This is a genomic window from Streptomyces sp. 184, from assembly GCF_045781775.1.
Classification (GTDB): Bacteria; Actinomycetota; Actinomycetes; order Streptomycetales; family Streptomycetaceae; genus Streptomyces.
This window is the reverse complement of sequence record NZ_CP123230.1, coordinates 5,612,723-5,630,645: the sequence shown is the minus strand read 5'-3', so window position 1 is coordinate 5,630,645 and position 17,923 is coordinate 5,612,723. Positions and strand designations below refer to the sequence as shown.

General features: G+C 70.8%; 16 protein-coding genes and 1 tRNA gene. 15 read left to right on the top strand and 2 right to left on the bottom strand.

Going from position 1 to position 17,923, the window contains the following annotated elements; all coding sequences use genetic code 11:
• Positions 1–12 precede the first annotated feature (12 nt).
• Both QBL21_RS23870 and QBL21_RS23865 read left to right on the top strand, forming a co-directional pair.
• Positions 13–2,349 (top strand): FdhF/YdeP family oxidoreductase, encoded by a 2,337-nt coding sequence (locus QBL21_RS23870; protein ID WP_407564263.1) that lies wholly within the window; start codon positions 13–15, stop codon positions 2,347–2,349.
• 19 nt (positions 2,350–2,368) lie between these two features.
• The gene (locus QBL21_RS23865) at positions 2,369–2,818 is read left to right on the top strand and encodes a PaaI family thioesterase (protein WP_407564262.1); all 450 of its coding nucleotides are present in this window, start codon (positions 2,369–2,371) and stop codon (positions 2,816–2,818) included.
• A gap of 148 nt (positions 2,819–2,966) precedes the next feature.
• Here QBL21_RS23865 and QBL21_RS23860 read toward each other — a convergent pair whose 3' ends face one another.
• Positions 2,967–3,260, bottom strand: coding sequence for a hypothetical protein (locus QBL21_RS23860; RefSeq protein WP_407564261.1), 294 nt, complete (start codon positions 3,258–3,260; stop codon positions 2,967–2,969).
• A gap of 441 nt (positions 3,261–3,701) precedes the next feature.
• Between QBL21_RS23860 and QBL21_RS23855 the strand changes: the two genes are divergently transcribed.
• The 11 genes from QBL21_RS23855 (at position 3,702) to QBL21_RS23805 (ending at position 15,868) form a co-directional block, all read left to right on the top strand.
• A complete protein-coding gene (locus QBL21_RS23855; RefSeq protein ID WP_407564260.1) occupies positions 3,702–5,066 on the top strand; it encodes a sulfotransferase family protein in 1,365 nt (454 codons plus the stop codon).
• Entirely contained in the window at positions 5,063–6,244 is a 1,182-nt protein-coding gene (locus tag QBL21_RS23850; RefSeq protein WP_407564259.1) for a glycosyltransferase family 4 protein, read from the top strand. The genes QBL21_RS23855 and QBL21_RS23850 overlap by 4 nt, the downstream gene beginning before the upstream one ends.
• On the top strand, positions 6,237–6,806 hold the full coding sequence (cysC, locus tag QBL21_RS23845; protein WP_407564258.1) for an adenylyl-sulfate kinase: 570 nt from the start codon (positions 6,237–6,239) through the stop codon (positions 6,804–6,806). The genes QBL21_RS23850 and cysC overlap by 8 nt, the downstream gene beginning before the upstream one ends.
• On the top strand, positions 6,803–7,729 hold the full coding sequence (gene cysD, locus QBL21_RS23840; RefSeq protein ID WP_407564257.1) for a sulfate adenylyltransferase subunit CysD: 927 nt from the start codon (positions 6,803–6,805) through the stop codon (positions 7,727–7,729). Before cysC ends, cysD begins: the two co-directional genes overlap by 4 nt.
• Position 7,730: 1 nt before the next feature.
• Entirely contained in the window at positions 7,731–9,086 is a 1,356-nt protein-coding gene (locus QBL21_RS23835) for a sulfate adenylyltransferase subunit 1 (protein WP_407564256.1), read from the top strand.
• A gap of 194 nt (positions 9,087–9,280) precedes the next feature.
• Positions 9,281–9,904 (top strand): hypothetical protein, encoded by a 624-nt coding sequence (locus tag QBL21_RS23830; RefSeq protein WP_407564255.1) that lies wholly within the window; start codon positions 9,281–9,283, stop codon positions 9,902–9,904.
• A gap of 255 nt (positions 9,905–10,159) precedes the next feature.
• Positions 10,160–11,401 (top strand): branched-chain amino acid ABC transporter substrate-binding protein, encoded by a 1,242-nt coding sequence (locus QBL21_RS23825; protein ID WP_407564254.1) that lies wholly within the window; start codon positions 10,160–10,162, stop codon positions 11,399–11,401.
• Positions 11,402–11,509: 108 nt separating this feature from the next.
• Complete coding sequence (locus QBL21_RS23820) at positions 11,510–12,439, top strand: branched-chain amino acid ABC transporter permease (RefSeq protein WP_101425117.1); 930 nt, start codon at positions 11,510–11,512, stop codon at positions 12,437–12,439.
• A 5-nt stretch (positions 12,440–12,444) separates the two neighbouring features.
• A complete protein-coding gene (locus QBL21_RS23815) occupies positions 12,445–14,238 on the top strand; it encodes a branched-chain amino acid ABC transporter permease (RefSeq protein ID WP_407564253.1) in 1,794 nt (597 codons plus the stop codon).
• A gap of 5 nt (positions 14,239–14,243) precedes the next feature.
• Complete coding sequence (locus tag QBL21_RS23810; protein ID WP_407564252.1) at positions 14,244–15,155, top strand: ABC transporter ATP-binding protein; 912 nt, start codon at positions 14,244–14,246, stop codon at positions 15,153–15,155.
• Positions 15,152–15,868: an ABC transporter ATP-binding protein gene (locus tag QBL21_RS23805; protein ID WP_407564251.1), complete on the top strand. Its 717-nt coding sequence runs from the start codon at positions 15,152–15,154 to the stop codon at positions 15,866–15,868. Before QBL21_RS23810 ends, QBL21_RS23805 begins: the two co-directional genes overlap by 4 nt.
• Before the next feature lie 111 nt (positions 15,869–15,979).
• Here QBL21_RS23805 and QBL21_RS23800 read toward each other — a convergent pair whose 3' ends face one another.
• Complete coding sequence (locus tag QBL21_RS23800; RefSeq protein WP_407564250.1) at positions 15,980–16,654, bottom strand: ANTAR domain-containing response regulator; 675 nt, start codon at positions 16,652–16,654, stop codon at positions 15,980–15,982.
• Positions 16,655–16,744: 90 nt separating this feature from the next.
• Between QBL21_RS23800 and QBL21_RS23795 the strand changes: the two genes are divergently transcribed.
• Both QBL21_RS23795 and QBL21_RS23790 read left to right on the top strand, forming a co-directional pair.
• A tRNA-Leu gene (locus tag QBL21_RS23795) sits at positions 16,745–16,817 on the top strand.
• Positions 16,818–16,892: 75 nt separating this feature from the next.
• Positions 16,893–17,675: a transcriptional regulator gene (locus QBL21_RS23790; protein WP_407564249.1), complete on the top strand. Its 783-nt coding sequence runs from the start codon at positions 16,893–16,895 to the stop codon at positions 17,673–17,675.
• The last annotated feature ends 248 nt before the right edge of the window (positions 17,676–17,923 follow it).

The window sequence follows — 17,923 nt, the reverse complement described above, 5'->3', positions numbered from 1 at the left end:
AGGGCGACCGCCATGGCCGGCAAACCGCCCGTCGGCGACCCCGTACAGGACGCCCCCGAGGTCACCCCGCCCCAGGAGTCCGCCGTCGGCGCCGCCGCCATCGCGCACGCGCTGCGTACCGGGCAGGAACAGATGGGCGTACGGCGTACGGCCCGGACCCTGCTGCGCGTCAACCAGCACGACGGCTTCGACTGCCCCGGCTGCGCCTGGCCCGAGCCGGACCGCCCGCACACCTTCGAGTTCTGCGAGAACGGTGCGAAGGCCGTCGCCGAGGAGGCGACGCTGCGCCGCGTCACCCCCGAGTTCTTCGCCGCGCACCCCGTCGCCGACCTCGCCGGCCGCAGCGGCTACTGGCTGGGCCAGCAGGGCCGGCTCACCCACCCCGTGTACCTCGCCGAGGGCGCCGAGGCGTACGAGCAGGTGTCCTGGGAGCGGGCGTTCGCCATCGTCGCCGAGGAGCTGACCGCCCTCGACTCGCCCGACGAGGCGGTCTTCTACACCTCCGGGCGCACCGGCAACGAGGCCGCGTTCCTCTACCAGCTCTTCGCCCGCGAGTTCGGCACGAACAACCTGCCCGACTGCTCCAACCTGTGCCACGAGTCGTCCGGTTCCGCGCTCACCGAGACCCTGGGCGTCGGCAAGGGCAGCGTCCTGCTCGACGACATCCACCGGGCCGACCTGATCATCGTCGCCGGCCAGAACCCGGGCACGAACCACCCGCGCATGCTCAGCGCCCTGGAGCGCGCCAAGGACAACGGCGCCCGCATCGTCACCGTCAACCCGCTGCCCGAGCCCGGCATGGTCCGGTTCAAGAACCCCCAGACCGTACGGGGCCTGGCCCGCGGCGGCACCGCGCTGACCGACCTGTTCCTCCAGGTCCGCGTCGGCGGCGACCAGGCGCTCTTCCGCGCCCTGGCCCGGCGCGTCCTCGCCGCGCACGACTCCGGGGCGCGGGCCGTCGACGAGGAGTTCGTCGCGGAGCACACGCACGGCTACGAGGAGTACGCGGCCGCCGCCCGCGCCTACGACGACGCCGAGGCCGAACGCGCCACCGGGCTGGCCGCCGCCGACATCGACCGCGCCGCCGAGCTGGTGCTCGGCGCCGAAAGGATCGTCGTCTGCTGGGCGATGGGCCTGACCCAGCACAAGCACGCCGTGCCCACCATCAAGGAGATCGTCAACTTCCTGCTCCTCGGCGGCCACGTCGGCCGCCCCGGCGCCGGCGTCTGCCCCGTGCGCGGCCACAGCAACGTGCAGGGCGACCGCACCATGGGCATCTTCGAGCGGCCCGCGCCCGCCTTCCTGGACGCGCTGGAGAAGGAGTTCGGTTTCGCCCCGCCCCGCCGGCACGGCTACGACGTCGTACGCGCCATCCGCGCCCTGCGCGACGGCGCCGCCAAGGTCTTCTTCGCCGTCGGCGGCAACTTCGTCTCCGCCTCGCCCGACACCGAGGTCACCGAGGCCGCGATGCGCCGCGCCCGGCTGACCGTGCACGTCTCGACCAAGCTCAACCGCAGCCACGTCGTCACCGGCGCCCGCGCGCTCATCCTGCCCACCCTGGGCCGCACCGAGCGCGACCGGCAGCCCGGCCCCGACGGCCGCGGGCACGAGCAGTTCGTGACCGTCGAGGACTCCATGGGCGTCGTGCACGCCTCCCGCGGCCGGCTCGCGCCCGCGAGCGACGCGCTGCTGTCGGAGGTCGCCATCGTCTGCCGGCTCGCCCGCGCCGTGCTGGGGGCCGACAGCGCCACGCCCTGGGAGGAGTTCAGCAGCGACTACGCGCGCATCCGCGACCGCATCGCGCGCGTGGTGCCCGGCTTCGAGGACTTCGACGCCCGCGTCCGCCGCCCCGGCGGCTTCACCCTGCCGCACGCCCCGCGCGACGAGCGGCGCTTCCCCACCGCCACCGGCAAGGCGAACTTCACCGCCGGCCCCGTGACGTACCCGCAGGTGCCCGCGGGCCGGCTGCTGCTCCAGACGCTGCGCAGCCACGACCAGTACAACACCACGATCTACGGCCTGGACGACCGCTACCGCGGCGTGCGCGGCGGCCGTCGCGTCGTCCTCGTCCACCCCGACGACGCCGCGGACCTCGGCCTCGCCGACGGGGCGTACACGGACATCGTCAGCGAGTGGCGCGACGGCAGCGAGCGGCGCGCGGACGGCTTCCGCGTCGTGCACTACCCGACCGCCCGGGGCTGCGCGGCGGCGTACTACCCGGAGACCAACGTGCTGGTGCCGCTCGACTCCACCGCGGACACCAGCAACACCCCCACGAGCAAGTCCCTGGTGGTCAGGCTGGAGCCGGCCGCGTCTACGGTGGAGCCCGACACGACGGTGCAGGTGTAAAGGACGGAGCCGGGCGTTCATGGGCGAGCACACCACGAAGTTCCCCCGCGAGATCCTCGACGAGTTCGCCGGCGTCGGCGTCGACCTGGAGAAGCTGTTCTCCGCCGGCGCCCTCGGGCAGCGCATGGGCCTCAAGGTGCTGGAGGCGGCGCCCGAGCGGGTCGTGGGCACGCTGCCGGTGGAGGGCAACACCCAGCCGTACGGGCTGCTGCACGGCGGCGCCTCCGCGGTCCTCGCCGAGACCCTGGGCTCCGTCGGCGCGATGCTGCACGGCGGCCCGGCGAAGGTCGCCGTCGGCGTCGACCTCAACTGCACCCACCACCGGGGCCTGCGCGCCGGGGTGGTCACCGGCGTCGCCACGCCGGTGCACCGCGGCCGGTCCACCGCGACGTACGAGATCGTCGTCAGCGACGAGGAGGGCCGACGGGTGTGCACCGCACGGCTCACCTGCCTGCTGCGCGACGCCTGACCCGCGGCGGACCGGCCCACGGCGGCGACCGGAGCGACCAGCGCCCCGGCCGGTCGAGCGCCCCGGCCGTGACCAGCCGGCCCGGGCGACCGCCCGGACCGGCTGACGGTCAGCCGGTCCGGGCGGTCGCCGATCGTCGCCCCAGGGGTCAGCGGCGCGGCGCCTTCCGCCCGTCCACGAGGACGACCTTCTTCACCGGCTTGCGGTCCGCGCGGTGACCGGGCCGCTTGGTCTGCTTGCAGTGCCCCCGGGGCGCGTCCTTCACGTGCACCCGCTTCGTGCCCGCCGAGCCGTCCTTTCCGTGCACGACGTGCTTGCTCTGGGCGCACGGCCGGTGCGGCGCGGCGTGGCTCCCGGCGGCGCTCGCCGCCCCCGCGGTACCCAGCAGGACCGACAGCGCCGCGACCGCGGTGACCGCGGCGCGCTTCATCGTGATGCTCATAGCGAAATATCCCTTCCGTGCCGGTCCGTCCGGCACGGGCACCACGATCGACTGCTGCCCCCTCCCACTCGAACTCCCGGCGCCCGCCCGCGTGTCCCGCCGCGGGACAGCCGCCGGGGCCCCAGGATGAGAAGCGGATGAGAATCGCTCACCCGATACGCTCAGACCGGGCGCCTCCGGGGCCGTTCCCTCTCATCCCGCTCTCATGGTTCTCAGCAGCCCCTCACCCCCGGCGGTGCCGACGTCCCGTGCGGAATTCACCCGTCCGGGCGGTGCACGGCAGTGCCCGGGACGGGATCCCGCAGGTCTGCACGGGGCTGCCGAGGTCGCTGTGACCAGCGCCACTCCGCGTCAATCAAACTAGCTATGACCTGCACGTTTAGCGAACATGCCGCGCGGGTACGTTGCCCGTCTCACAAACGCCTTCTAGCCTCGGGGCGCATGAACCTCCTCCGGAAGCTGAATCACAAGCTCGGCGCAACCACGGGTTTCGAGATCCGTAAGGCCGGGCTGCCGCATGCGCCTGCCCCAAAACCCTCCGCGGGGACCAAGGAGTCCGCCCCGGAGCCCAAGCCCGCCGCGCAGGTCGCGTACCGCCCCCCGGAGGATCCCGAAGTCGACCGGCTGCTGCGGCGGCCCGTCTTCATCATGTCGCCGGTACGCTCCGGCTCCACCCTGCTGCGCCTGCTCCTCAACGCGCACTCGCGCCTGCACTCCGCGCACGAACTCCACTTCCGCCGGCTGGAGGTCAACGCCTCCACCAAGCTCGCCGAGCGCGCCATGCAGGAGCTGGGCCTGGAGCGCGGCGACCTGGAGCACCTGATCTGGGACCGGGTGCTCCACCGCGAGCTGGTCCGCTCCGGCAAGGACTTCCTGGTCGAGAAGACGCCCAGCAACACCTTCGCGTACAAGCGCATCGCCGCCTGCTGGCCCGACGCCCGGTTCATCTTCCTGCTCCGCCACCCCGCCTCCATCGCCCGCTCCTGGTACGAGGCCGACCCGGAGAAGCGCACCGAGGAGGAGGCCGCCCTCGACGCCCTGCGCTACATGCGCGCCACGGAACGTGCCCGCCAGGCCCTGCCGGGGCACGTCGTGCGCTACGAGGACCTGACCGACGACCCCGAGTCCGCCATGAAGGGCATCTGCTCCTACCTGGAGATCGACTTCGAGCCCGGCATGCTCGACTACGGCTCCCGGACCCAGGGGAGCTACAAGAAGGGCCTCGGCGACTGGAAGGACAAGATCCGCAGCGGCCAGGTGCAGGCCGGCCGCGCCCTGCCCGCCGCCGAGGAGATCCCCGAGCCGCTGCGCGAGATCAGCGCCGCCTGGGGCTACCTCGAAGGCGAGGGCCCGGACGGCGCGGCCGCCCGCGAGCCGCACGCCGAGATCGCCGAGGTCTGGCCCCGCGACGGCGCCGTACGCCTCACCGGCAGCCTGCACGGCATCGACGAGGACGCCGGCGGCAGCCCCTGGGAGATGCTGCTCGTCCGGCGCGACCACGAGGACCAGCAGTTGCGCTACCCGGCGGAGCTGGCGGACGGCGGGTTCGACGTCACCGTGCCCGTGGCCGACCTGGCGCCCGCGGGGCTGACCCCCCCGGCCCAGTGGGACATCCACCTGGCCGCGGGCAAGGGCGACGCGGAGGTCCGGCTGCGCGCCGGCCGCCACCTCGACGGGATCACCGGCAAGAAGAACATCATGGTCTTCCCCGGCCAGCCCGCCCGGATCGACGGCGCGGACGTCGAGGTCAAGCCGTACTACACCATCAAGGACAACCTCTCCGTCGAGGTGCTGCCGGCCCCATGAAAATCCGCTACCTGCTCATGCACGCCTACGGCACGGGCGGAACCATCCGCACCGTGTTCAACCAGGCCGGTTCCATGGCCGCCGCGGGCCACGACGTCGAGATCGCCAGCATGCAGCGCGGCCGCGACGAGCCCCACTTCCCCCTCCACCCCAAGGTCAAGATCACCACACTGGTCGACCAGCGCCCCAGCGCCCGCGAGGCGGAGCTGGCCGCGGCCGGCCCCCGGGCCGCCGAGCGGCGCACCGAGCGCGAGGCGCAGCCGCCCCGGCACATCCCGCCGGGGGAGTTCGCGTACGAGCGCTACAACCGCCACATCGAGGACACCGTCATCGGCTGGCTGGAGCGGCAGCGCGACGCCGTGATCGTCCCGACCCGCCCCGGGCTGAACTTCCTGACGGCCAGGTTCACGCCGCGCACCTGCCGGAAGATCGCCCAGGAGCACATGAACCTGGGCACCCACCCGTCGGACATCCGCACCGCCATCCGGCGCGAGTACCCCCGCTTCGACGCCGTCGCCGTCCTCACCCACGGTGACCGCGCGGACTACCAGGAGCTGCTGCCGGACACCCGCGTCGTACGCATCCCGAACGCCGTGCACACCGGCGACAAGAAGCTCACCACCTACGCCAACCACATCGCCGTGGCCGCCGGCCGGCTCTTCCCCCAGAAGGGCTTCGACATGCTGATCCCGGCGTGGGCGCAGCTCGTGGAGAAGTTCCCCGACTGGCAACTGCGCATCTTCGGCACCGGCGAGAAGAAGGCGGAGCTGCGCCGGCAGATCAATGAACACCACCTCTACAACCACGTCTTTCTGATGGGGCACACCCACAAACTGGACGACGAACTTGCACGAGCATCCTTTTATGTGCTCAGCTCGCGGTTCGAGGGCCTGCCCATGGTGATGATCGAATCGATGACCCACGGACTCCCCGTGGTCAGCTTCGACTGTCCTACGGGCCCCGCCGACGTGCTCACCCACGGGAAGGACGGCCTGCTGGTGCCCCGCAAGGACGTGGACGGCCTCGCCGAGGCAATGGGCCAGCTCATGGACGACGAGGGCCTGCGGGCCGACATGGGAGCGGCGGCACTTCAGACGTCGCGCTCCTACACTCCCGACGCGGTCCATCCGCAGTGGGAGGCACTGTTCGAGGAGATTCACGGGAGTGGGAGTGCCTGACAACGCACCCGGCGCCGGCGACGTACACGCGCGCGGCGCCACGATCTGGCTCACCGGCCTGCCCAGCGCGGGCAAGACGACCCTGGCGCGCGCCTTCGGCGAGCGGCTCCGGGACGCCGGCCACCGGGTGGAGGTGCTGGACGGCGACGAGATCCGGGAATTCCTCACCGCCGGCCTCGGTTTCTCCCGGGGGGACCGCGACACGAACGTGCAGCGCATCGGCTTCGTCGCCGAGCTGCTCGCCTCGCACGGCGTCAAGGTTCTCGTACCGGTGATCGCCCCGTACGCGGACAGCCGCGAGGCGGTGCGCAAGCGCCACCAGACGGAGGGGACGACGTATGTGGAGGTACACGTGGCCACGCCCGTCGACGTCTGCGCCGAGCGGGACGTGAAGGGCCTCTACGCCAAGCAGGCGGCCGGCGAGATCTCCGGCCTCACCGGCGTGGACGACCCGTACGAGCCGCCCGCGGACCCCGATCTGCGCATCCCCACACACGAGCAGAGTGTCGAAGAATCCGCGGCGATGCTGCACGCCGCACTGGTGGAACGAGGTCTCGCATGAGCCAGGTCGAGCAGGCCGCCGCCCAGGACTTCCAGTTGCCGCATCTGGACGTCCTGGAGTCCGAGGCGGTGCACATCTTCCGCGAGGTCGCGGGGGAGTTCGAGCGTCCGGTGATTCTCTTCTCCGGCGGCAAGGACTCCATCGTGATGCTCCACCTGGCGCTGAAGGCGTTCGCGCCGGCCCCGCCGCCCTTCGCGCTGCTGCACGTCGACACGGGGCACAACTTCCCCGAGGTGCTGGAGTACCGCGACCGCGTCGCCGCGCAGCACAACCTGCGGCTGCACGTCGCCTCGGTCCAGGACTTCATCGACCGCGGCGAGCTGAAGGAGCGCGCCGACGGCACCCGCAACCCGCTCCAGACGGTGCCGCTGCTGCGCGCCATCGAGGAGGGCCGCTACGACGCGGTCTTCGGCGGCGGGCGCCGGGACGAGGAGAAGGCCCGCGCCAAGGAGCGCATCTTCTCCCTGCGCGACGAGTTCGGCGGCTGGGACCCGCGCCGCCAGCGCCCCGAGCTGTGGCAGCTCTACAACGGCAAGCACGCCGTCGGCGAGCACGTCCGGGTCTTCCCGCTGTCCAACTTCACCGAGCTGGACGTCTGGCAGTACATCGCCCGCGAGAAGATCGTGCTCCCGGAGATCTACTACGCGCACCGCCGCGAGGTCTTCCTGCGCAGCGGCATGTGGCTCGCCCCCGGCGACTGGGGCGGCGCCAAGCAGGGCGAGCGCGTCGAGACCCGCACGGTGCGCTACCGCACCGTCGGCGACATGTCCTGCACCGGCGCCGTCGACTCCGACGCCGACACCATCGAGAAGGTCATCGCCGAGATCGCCGCCACCCGCCTCACCGAGCGCGGTGCCACCCGGGCCGACGACAAGCTCTCCGAGGCCGCCATGGAAGACCGCAAGCGCGAAGGTTACTTCTGACATGACCGTGAACCCACCCGCCACCTCCACGGAGCCGGCCGCGCTCGCCGAGGTCTCCCTGCTGCGCTTCGCCACCGCGGGCAGCGTCGACGACGGCAAGTCCACCCTCGTCGGCCGGCTGCTGCACGACTCCAAGTCGGTCCTCGCCGACCAGTTGGAGGCCGTCGAGCGCGCCTCCGCCAGCCGCGGGCAGGACGCCCCCGACCTGGCGCTGCTCACCGACGGCCTGCGCGCCGAGCGCGAGCAGGGCATCACCATCGACGTGGCGTACCGCTACTTCGCCACCCCCCGGCGCCGCTTCATCCTCGCCGACACCCCCGGCCACGTGCAGTACACCCGCAACATGGTCACCGGCGCCTCCACCGCCGAGCTGGCGGTGATCCTCGTGGACGCCCGGCACGGCGTCGTCGAGCAGACCCGCCGGCACGCCGCGGTCGCCGCGCTGCTGCGGGTGCCGCACGTGGTCATGGCCGTCAACAAGATGGACCTCGTCGGCTACGCGGAGGACGTCTTCGCCGCGATCGCCGCCGAGTTCACCGAGTACGCCAAGGCCCTCGGCGTGCCCGCCGTGACCACCATCCCCATCTCGGCGCTGGAGGGCGACAACGTCGTCACCCCGTCGGCCGTGATGGACTGGTACGCGGGCCCCACGGTGCTGGAGCACCTGGAGACCGTACAGATCGACCACGACCCGCGCGGCCGCGTGACCCGCTTCCCCGTGCAGTACGTGATCCGCCCCCAGACCCCGGAGCACCGCGACTACCGCGGCTACGCCGGGAAGATCGCCTCCGGCATCTTCCAGGTCGGCCAGCCCGTCACCGTGCTGCCCTCGGGCCACACCTCCAGCGTCGCCGCCATCGACGTGCTGGGCGAGAGCGTCGACGCCGCGTGGGCGCCGCAGTCGGTCACCATCCGGCTCGCCGACGACATCGACATCTCCCGCGGCGACATGATCGCCCCCACCGAGCAGGCGCCCGGGGCCACGCAGGACATCCAGGCCACCGTCTGCCACCTGCACGACACGCCGCTCACCCCCGGCGCCCGGGTGCTGCTCAAGCACACCACCCGGACCGTCAAGGCGATCGTCAAGCAGATCCCCGACCGGCTCACGCTCGACGACCTCTCCCACCACCCCTCCCCGGGGGCCCTGGAGGTCAACGACATCGGCCGCGTCGTGCTCCGCACCTCGGAGCCGCTGCCGATGGACGCCTACGGCGACTGCCGGCGCACCGGCTCGTTCCTGCTGATCGACCCGGCCGACGGCTCCACCCTGGCCGCCGGCATGGCGGGCGCCGCGTTCGCCGGTGCGGACAGCGCGAAGCGGGCCGAACTCAACGACGCGGAGTGGGACTTCTGACCGCACTCGGCCCGGCCGCCGGCCCGACGGGACGCTGACGGCGTCCCGTCGGCCGGCCCCGGGCCGCGTACGGCGACGGCGGCGGGAGCGGGCGCGCAGCCCGACTCCCGCCGCCGTCGCGTACGTTCGGTAGTCGGACGAAGAGGGGTACGGCCCGCTGCGCTCGGCGGGCGTACGCCCTTACCCTGTCCGCCATGACCGCGCCCACCCGGCCCGACCCCGGCCCCGAGCCGGACCCCGGCCCGCCCGCGGAGGTCCTCGGCGGCGGCTCCGCCGGACCGCGCCTCGGCGAGCGCTGGACCGCGCTGCCGCCCCGCTCCCGCCGGCTCGCCGTCGCCGGCGCCGGCCTCGCCGCGCTGGCCGTTCTCGGCACATACCTGCTGGCCACACGGCCGGAGCCGGAGCCGGCCCCGCCCGTGCCGTACCCGATTCAGTCGACCGACTTCGCCTTTCTCGGGATAGAAACCCCCAAAGCAGGCGATACCACTTTTGACGCCCAGCTCACCGCCACCTCGGACACCGGCGCCTCCCTGGAGAAGATCACCCAGGGGTACGGCGGTCTGAAGCTGTCAGTCCGGCCTTCGCTGCCGCTGCTCCTGCCCGAAGGCCAACCCACCCGGGTCGCCGTCAGGTTCGCCGTCGTCCGGTGCGCCGGCCTCCCCCTCGACGCGAGCCTGCCCTCCCTGCGTGTAACGCTGCGTAACAAGCGCGCAATACAGGACTACAGCTCCATCCTCGGCGGCACCTACGCCGCGGAACTGTCCCGGGCGCTGCGTACGATATGCGAACCCACCCCGCGGGCCGCTTCCGGCACATAGGACATCAGCAGCGGCTTCGCGCCCGTTCGGGCGTCCGGACTCCGTGGATCCGGCACAGATCACCCCCGCCGACACGGAAGCCGTGTGTAAGGGTCATAACAAGAGAGTCACAGCATTGCCTGCCCCTCTGCCCCCTCGACCCGGGGCGGCTTAGAGTCACGCCCAGTCACCGCGCAGCAGGTCACCTTCCGACGCCTGCCGCGTGCACCGGCCCACTCTGCGCAGTCGAGGCCGCGCCAGGGGAAAGGACTGATCGTGCGTCACCGTTCCTTGCTCATACTCACCACTGCGGTCACCGCAGGGGCTCTCACGCTGTCTGCCTGCGGTTCCCGCGACGACGACAGCGAAGGCGGGGGCGGTGGCGACGGAACGACCGTCGTTATCGGCCTCGACGCCCCGCTGACCGGCGACCTCTCGGCCCTGGGCATCGGCATCCAGAACTCCGCCGAGCTCGCCGTGAAGACGGCCAACGAGAACGAGGAGGTCAAGGGCGTCACGTTCGAGCTCGAGCCCCTCGACGACGTGGCCCAGGCCCAGCAGGGCCAGCAGAACGCCACCAAGCTCGTCGGCAACGAAGACGTCATGGGCGCCGTCGGCCCGCTGAACTCCGACGTCGGCCAGTCCATGCAGAAGGTCTTCGCAGACGCCGACCTGGTCCAGGTCTCGCCCGCCAACACCAACCCCGCCCTGACCCAGGGCGAGGAGTGGCAGTCCGGCGAGAAGACGCGGCCGTTCGACACGTACTTCCGCGTGTCCACCACCGACGCGATCCAGGGCCCGTACGCGGCGCAGTACCTCTTCAACGAGAAGAAGCTGAAGAAGGTCTTCGTCATCGACGACAAGAAGACCTACGGCGCCGGCCTCGCCGGCACCTTCGCCGACGAGTTCGAGAAGCTCGGCGGCAAGGTCGTCGGGACCGACCACGTCAACCCCGACGACAAGGACTTCGCGGCCATCGCCACGAAGGTCAAGAACTCGGGCGCCGACTTCGTCTACTACGGCGGCGAGTACCCGGCCGGCGCCCCGCTGGCCGCCCAGGTCAAGAAGGCCGGGGCCAAGATCCCGACCGTCGGCGGCGACGCGCTCTTCAGCGCCGAGTACGTGGCCCTGGCCAAGGAGAACGCCGAGGGCGACATGGCCAGCTCCGTCGGCGCGCCGCTGACCGAGCTGGACACCGCCAAGGAGTTCATCAAGAACTACGAGGCGGCCGGCTACGAGGACGCCTACGAGGCGTACGGCGGCTACTCCTACGACTCCACCTGGGCCATCATCCAGGCCGTGAAGGCCGTCGTCGACGAGAACGACGGCGAGCTGCCCGGTGACACGGACGAGGCGCGCCTGGCCGTCACCGAGGCCATGAAGGACGTTTCCTTCGAGGGAGTGACCGGCACCGTCGGCTTCGACGAGTTCGGCGACACGACCAACAAGCAGCTTTCGCTGTACGAGGTCAAGGACGGCGAGCACGTGCCGCTGACCAGCGGCGAATTCGAAGGCTGACCAGGGCGACCACCACCGCCCATCGATCACACAGACCGCACGCGGCGCGGGGGGCGCACACAGCGCCCCCCGCGCGGCCATATCTGACACCCACTCGGAGGCCCAGCGGTGAACGATCTGCCGCAGCAACTTGCCAACGGCCTGCTACTCGGCGCCTTGTACGGGCTCATAGCCATCGGCTACACGATGGTGTACGGCATCGTCCAGCTCATCAACTTCGCCCACGGCGAGATATTCATGATCGGCGGCTTCGGCGCCCTGACGATGTGGTTGTGGATGCCCAACGGCACCAGCCTGCTCGTCGCCCTGCCGCTGATGATCCTCATGGCCGTCATCTGTTCCGTGCTCGTCGGCGTAGGCGCCGAGCGCTTCGCCTACCGGCCACTGCGCGGCGCACCCCGCCTCGCCCCGCTCATCACCGCGATCGGCCTGTCCATCGCCCTCCAGCAGGCCATCTGGGCCTGGTACCCCGAGGCCACGAAGTCGCGGCCCTTCCCCGAGTTCTCCGGCCCGCGCATCGACTTCGGCGCGTTCACCATCGAACGCGGCGAGCTGTACCTGCTCATCGCCGCCCCCGTCTGCATGATCGCCCTCGGCTTCTTCGTCTCCAAGACCCGCACCGGCCGCGCCATGCAGGCCACGTCGCAGGACCCGGACACGGCCAAGCTCATGGGCATCAACACCGACCGCATCATCGTCATGGCCTTCGCCATCGGCGCCGCCTTCGCGGCCATCGCGGCCATCGCCCACGGCCTGCGCTACGGCGAGGTCAACTTCAAGATGGGCTTCATCGCGGGCCTCAAAGCCTTCACCGCCGCCGTACTCGGCGGCATCGGCAACATCTACGGCGCCATGATCGGCGGCGTAGTCCTCGGTCTCTCCGAGGCCATGGCCACCGCCTACATCGCCGACATCCCCGGCATGGAGCAGCTCGGCGGCGGTGCCTGGAAGGACGTCTGGGCGTTCGTCCTGCTCATTCTCGTACTGCTCTTGCGGCCACAGGGCCTGCTGGGCGAACGCGTCGCGGATCGGGCGTGATAGCGATGACCACCCTTGAGAAAGACACCGCATCCGCCACCGCCCCCGCGGGCGGCGCGCTGCCCCTGTCGCCGGGCACCGCCCGGCTGCTCGCCTACGGCGGCACCGTCGGCACCTTCATCTCCACCTTCCTCTCGTGGACCTACACCGAGGAGTTCCCGGGCAACCTGACCGTCTACGGATACCCCGGCGGTCTCCAGCTCCTCACGCTCAGCGGCGCACTGCTCACCCTGCTGTTCCTGCTCTCCGCTAGCGGCGTGCGCGGGCTGCGCTGGCTCACCCCCGGCGGCGCCAACAGCGCCGTCCGGCTGCTCGCGCTCGGCACCCTCGGCGTCACCGGCTACACCGTCGGCGCCATCGTCAAGAACCTCGGCGGCCTGGTCAACGTCGACCCCGGCGGCTACATCGCCGTCGCCATGGCCCTGATCGGCGCCGTCGGCGCCCTCGGGCTGCCGTTCGACCTCCCCCCGGACGCCGAGAACCCCCCGGCCAACCCGTGGGCCCAACTGGTGCACTCGCTGAAGGCGCCCGTCCCGGAGCGGCTGCGGGACCTGCCCGGCTGGGCGGAGATCCTCATCATCTCCGCCTCCTTCGCCCTCGGCCTGTACATCTTCACCTTCGGCATCGACACCGACTACGCCGAACTCTTCATCGGCTACATGGTGCTCGTCTCCTTCGCGTTCCCCGCCGTGGGCCGCGCGGGCCTCACCCGGCGGCTGGGCCAGCTCACCGCCAAGCACAAGAACGTGACCGTGACCGCGGCCTTCGTCGCCGCGTTCGCCTTCCCGTTCACCCAGAGCAACGACGCGTACGCCAGCATCGGTACGAACATCCTCATCTTCGCCACCGTCGCGCTCGGCCTCAACGTCGTCGTCGGCCTCGCGGGCCTCCTCGACCTCGGCTACGTCGCCTTCCTCGGCGTCGGCGCCTACACCGCGGCCCTGGTCTCCGGCGCACCCACCTCCAGCATCGGGGTCACCTTCCCGTTCTGGGCGGCCGTGCTCACCGGCGCCGCCGCGTCGCTCGTCTTCGGCGTGCTCATCGGCGCCCCGACCCTGCGGCTACGCGGCGACTACCTCGCCATCGTCACCCTCGGGTTCGGCGAGATCTTCCGCATCGGCGTACAGAACCTCGACGGCGACTCCGGTCCCGACGTCACCAACGGGCCCAACGGCATCCCGAACATCCCCGAGCTGGAACTCTTCGGCTTCAACCTCGGCGAGGAACACACGATCCTCGGCACCGAGCTGGGCCGGTTCTCCAACTACTTCCTGCTCATGCTGCTGTTCACCGTCGTGATCGTCACGATCTTCCGGCGCGCGGACCAGTCGCGCATCGGCCGCGCCTGGGTCGCCATCCGCGAGGACGAGACCGCCGCCCGCGCCATGGGCATCAACGCCTTCCGGCTCAAGCTCCTGGCCTTCGCGCTCGGCGCCACCCTGGCCGGCATGGCGGGCACCGTGCAGGCGCACGTGACCTACACCGTCACACCCACGCAGTACAAGTTCGTCGAGGCCGTACCGCCGAACTCCGCGTTCCTGCTGGCGGCCGTGATCCTCGGCGGCATGGGCACCGTCAGCGGCCCGCTCATCGGCGCGTCGCTGCTCTACCTCATCCCCGCCAAGCTCCAGTTCGTGCAGGAATACCAACTGCTGCTCTTCGGCGTGGCACTCGTCCTGCTCATGCGTTTCCGCCCGGAGGGCCTCATCGCCGACCGCCGGAAGCAACTGGAGTTCCACGACACCGGCCAGCTCGACGTGCCCAAGGAAGATACCGGCATCAGCAAGGTGGGGGTGTGACACCGATGGCCAGCGACACCATCCCCGCCAAGGGAACGGCGGGCGCCGCGACCGTCCTGGACGCCCGCGGCGTCACCATGCGCTTCGGCGGCCTCACCGCCGTACGCAACGTCGACCTCACCGTCGACCAGGGCGAGATCGTCGGCCTCATCGGGCCCAACGGCGCCGGCAAGACCACCTTCTTCAACTGTATGACCGGGCTCTACATCCCCACCGAGGGCACGGTCCGCTACAAGGGCACCGTCCTGCCGCACCGCTCCCACCGCGTCACCGAGGCGGGCGTCGCCCGTACCTTCCAGAACATCCGTCTCTTCGCCAACATGACGGTCCTGGAAAACGTCCTCGTCGGCCGGCACACCCGTACCCGCGAAGGGCTGTGGTCCGCGCTGCTGCGCGGCCCCGGTTTCAAGAAGGCGGAGACGAAGTCCGAAGCGCGCGCCATGGAGCTGCTGGAGTTCACCGGGCTGGCCGCCAAGCGCGACCACCTCGCCCGCAACCTCCCCTACGGCGAACAGCGCAAGCTGGAGATCGCCCGGGCGCTGGCGAGCGAACCCGGCCTGCTGCTCCTCGACGAGCCGACCGCGGGCATGAACCCGCAGGAGACCCGGGCCACCCGCGAGCTGGTCTTCGCGATCCGCGAGCAGGGCATCTCGGTGCTCGTCATCGAGCACGACATGCGGTTCATCTTCGGACTCTGCGACCGCGTCGCCGTCCTCGTCCAGGGCGAGAAACTGGTCGAGGGCACCGCGGAAGTGGTGCAGAGCGACGACCGCGTCGTCGCCGCGTACCTCGGGACACCCTTCGAGGGCGTCCCCGAGGACGAGGCCGTCGACGAGGTCACCGCCGCCGAGAGCGCGCTCGGCAAGAACACCGGGAGCGGCAGCACCCCCGAGAAGAGCAAGGAGGGCGACGCGTGACCGCGCTACTACAGGTCGAGGACCTGAAGGTCGCCTACGGCAAGATCGAGGCCGTCAAAGGCATCTCGTTCAGCGTCCAGAGCGGCGAGGTCGTCACCCTCATCGGCACCAACGGCGCCGGCAAGACGACGACCCTGCGCACCCTCTCCGGACTGCTGAAGCCCTCCGGCGGCAAGATCTTCTTCGACGGCAGGCCGCTCAACGGCGTCGGCGCCCACAAGATCGTCGCCATGGGCCTGGCCCACTCCCCGGAGGGCCGCCGGCTCTTCCCCCGCCTCACCATCACCGAGAACCTCCAACTCGGCGCCTTCCTCCGGAAGGACACGGCGGGCATCGAGCAGGACATCAAGATGTGCTACGACCTGTTCCCCATCCTCGGCGAACGGCGCAAGCAGGCCGCCGGCACCCTGTCCGGCGGCGAACAGCAGATGCTCGCCATGGGCAGGGCACTGATGTCCCGGCCCAAGCTGCTCATGCTCGACGAACCCTCCATGGGCCTCTCGCCGATCATGATGCAGAAGATCATGGAGACGATCCGGGAGCTGAAGTCCCAGGGCACCACCATCCTGCTCGTCGAGCAGAACGCCCAGGCCGCGCTCTCCATCGCCGACCACGGGCACGTGATGGAGGTTGGCAAGATCGTCCTGTCGGGCACCGGAGAGGAACTGCTGCACGACGAGTCCGTGCGCAAGGCGTACCTCGGCGAGGACTGAGAGCGCACCCGCAGCACGCGCAAGACAAGCGGCCCGCGCCCCGGGGAGGGGGGCGCGGGCCGCTTCTGCCGTTCGCGGGTGCCGTACGCCATCACCGTACGGGCACCGCGGCTATCCCTGCTTCTTCTTGGCCTTCTTCTCCGCATCGTCCTCGATGACCGCCTCGGCCACCTGCTGCATCGACAGCCGGCGGTCCATCGACGTCTTCTGGATCCACCGGAACGCCGCCGGCTCCGACAGCCCGTACTCGGTCTGGAGGATGCTCTTCGCCCGGTCCACCAGCTTCCGCGTCTCCAGCCGCTGCGTGAGGTCGACGACCTCCTTCTCCAGCGTCTTCAGCTCCGTGTAGCGCGAGACGGCCATCTCGATGGCCGGCACCACGTCGCCCTTGCTGAACGGCTTCACCAGATACGCCATGGCCCCGGCGTCCCGCGCCCGCTCGACCAGCTCGCGCTGGGAGAACGCGGTGAGCATCAGCACCGGCGCGATGGAGTCGGCGGCGATCCGCTCGGCGGCGGAGATCCCGTCGAGCACCGGCATCTTCACGTCCAGGATCACCAGATCCGGCCGGTGCTCCCGCGCCAGCGCCACCGCGGTCTCCCCGTCCCCCGCCTCCCCGACGACGGTGTACCCCTCCTCCTCCAGCATCTCCTTCAGATCGAGCCGGATGAGGGCCTCGTCCTCGGCGATGACGACCCGCGTGGTCTGCGGCGGCACGTGCTCGTCGCCTTCGGCGCTGGCGGCGACGACGTCCTCCGGGGTTTCGGGGGTCTCGGGGGCGCTCACGGTGCTCCTCGGTGTATTGCCTGGCTGCGGTAGGGGCACCCACGAGGGTACCCACCTCTTGTAAGCTGAGCGTCGCCGCCTCAGGCGGAGGCCCCGGTAGTCCAGCGGCAGAGACACGGTGCTCAAACCACCGACAGCGTGGGTTCGAATCCCACCCGGGGCACTTGATCTTCATGCGATCCGGTGATCAGGTCACGATTTCCCCCGCCGCGCCCGCCTCTGAGGCAGGCTCGCTCGTGTGTACGACCTTGAGACGCGCAAACGCGCGCGAGCCCTGGTTGCCGAGGGGCGAAGCCTGAACTCGGTCAGCAAACAGCTGGGAGTGTCCCGGGCGGCGATCCGCAACTGGCTCGTGCGGCTCGAACCACTCCCTTACGCGCCGAGACGTGGGCAGTGCGTGCGCTGTCGGCCGCAGCCGGGTCAGCCGGCGGCACCTGAGTCGTACGCCTACTTGTTCGGCCTGTACCTCGGCGACGGGTGCGTCAGCCGCCAGCACCGTGACAATTACTCCCTGCGCATCATCTGTGCGGATGCGTGGCCTGGGCTCATCGAGGACTGCGCCGACGCCGTCCGGGCAGTCCTGCCCGAGGGCAGGGTCGGCCGCGTGCAGCGGCAGGGGTGTGTGGCGGTGACCTGTTGGAGCGCCCACTGGCCGTGCTTACTCCCGCAGCACGGCCCAGGTCCGAAACACGAGCGGCCGATGGCACTCGAGCCGTGGCAGCAGTCCGTTGTAGACGCGCACCCCTGGCCGTTTATCCGAGGGCTGATCCACTCCGACGGATGCCGGATCACCAACTGGACCGTTCGCACCATTGCAGGGGTGGCCAAGCGCTACGAGTACCCCCGCTACTTCTTCACCAACGCCTCCAGCGACATCATCCGGCTGTTCTGCGACACCCTCGACCGGGTCGGGGTCGAGTGGAAGCCGGGTGGTCAGCGGACTCGCCTGGCCAAGAACATCTCCATCGCCAGGCGCGCTTCCGTCGCGCTCATGGACGTACACGTCGGGCCGAAGTACTGACTTCCCGCGGCCGGTGTCCGGAGGGGGTGTGGACGCTGTCACCGTTCATCCACAGGTGGTAGTACGCGGCATCAACTTGACGTATGGTCGCGAGCATTGCCGTGCGGGGGAGCCTGCAACCTACGGGAGGGGACGGGTAGCCGATGTCTGCGCCGACGCGACGACGGATGCGCAAGGGTGCGATGACCGCGGCGGTGGCCGCCGCCGCGATGGCGGCGCTCACGGCCTCGCAGGCGCCGGGCCTCTCG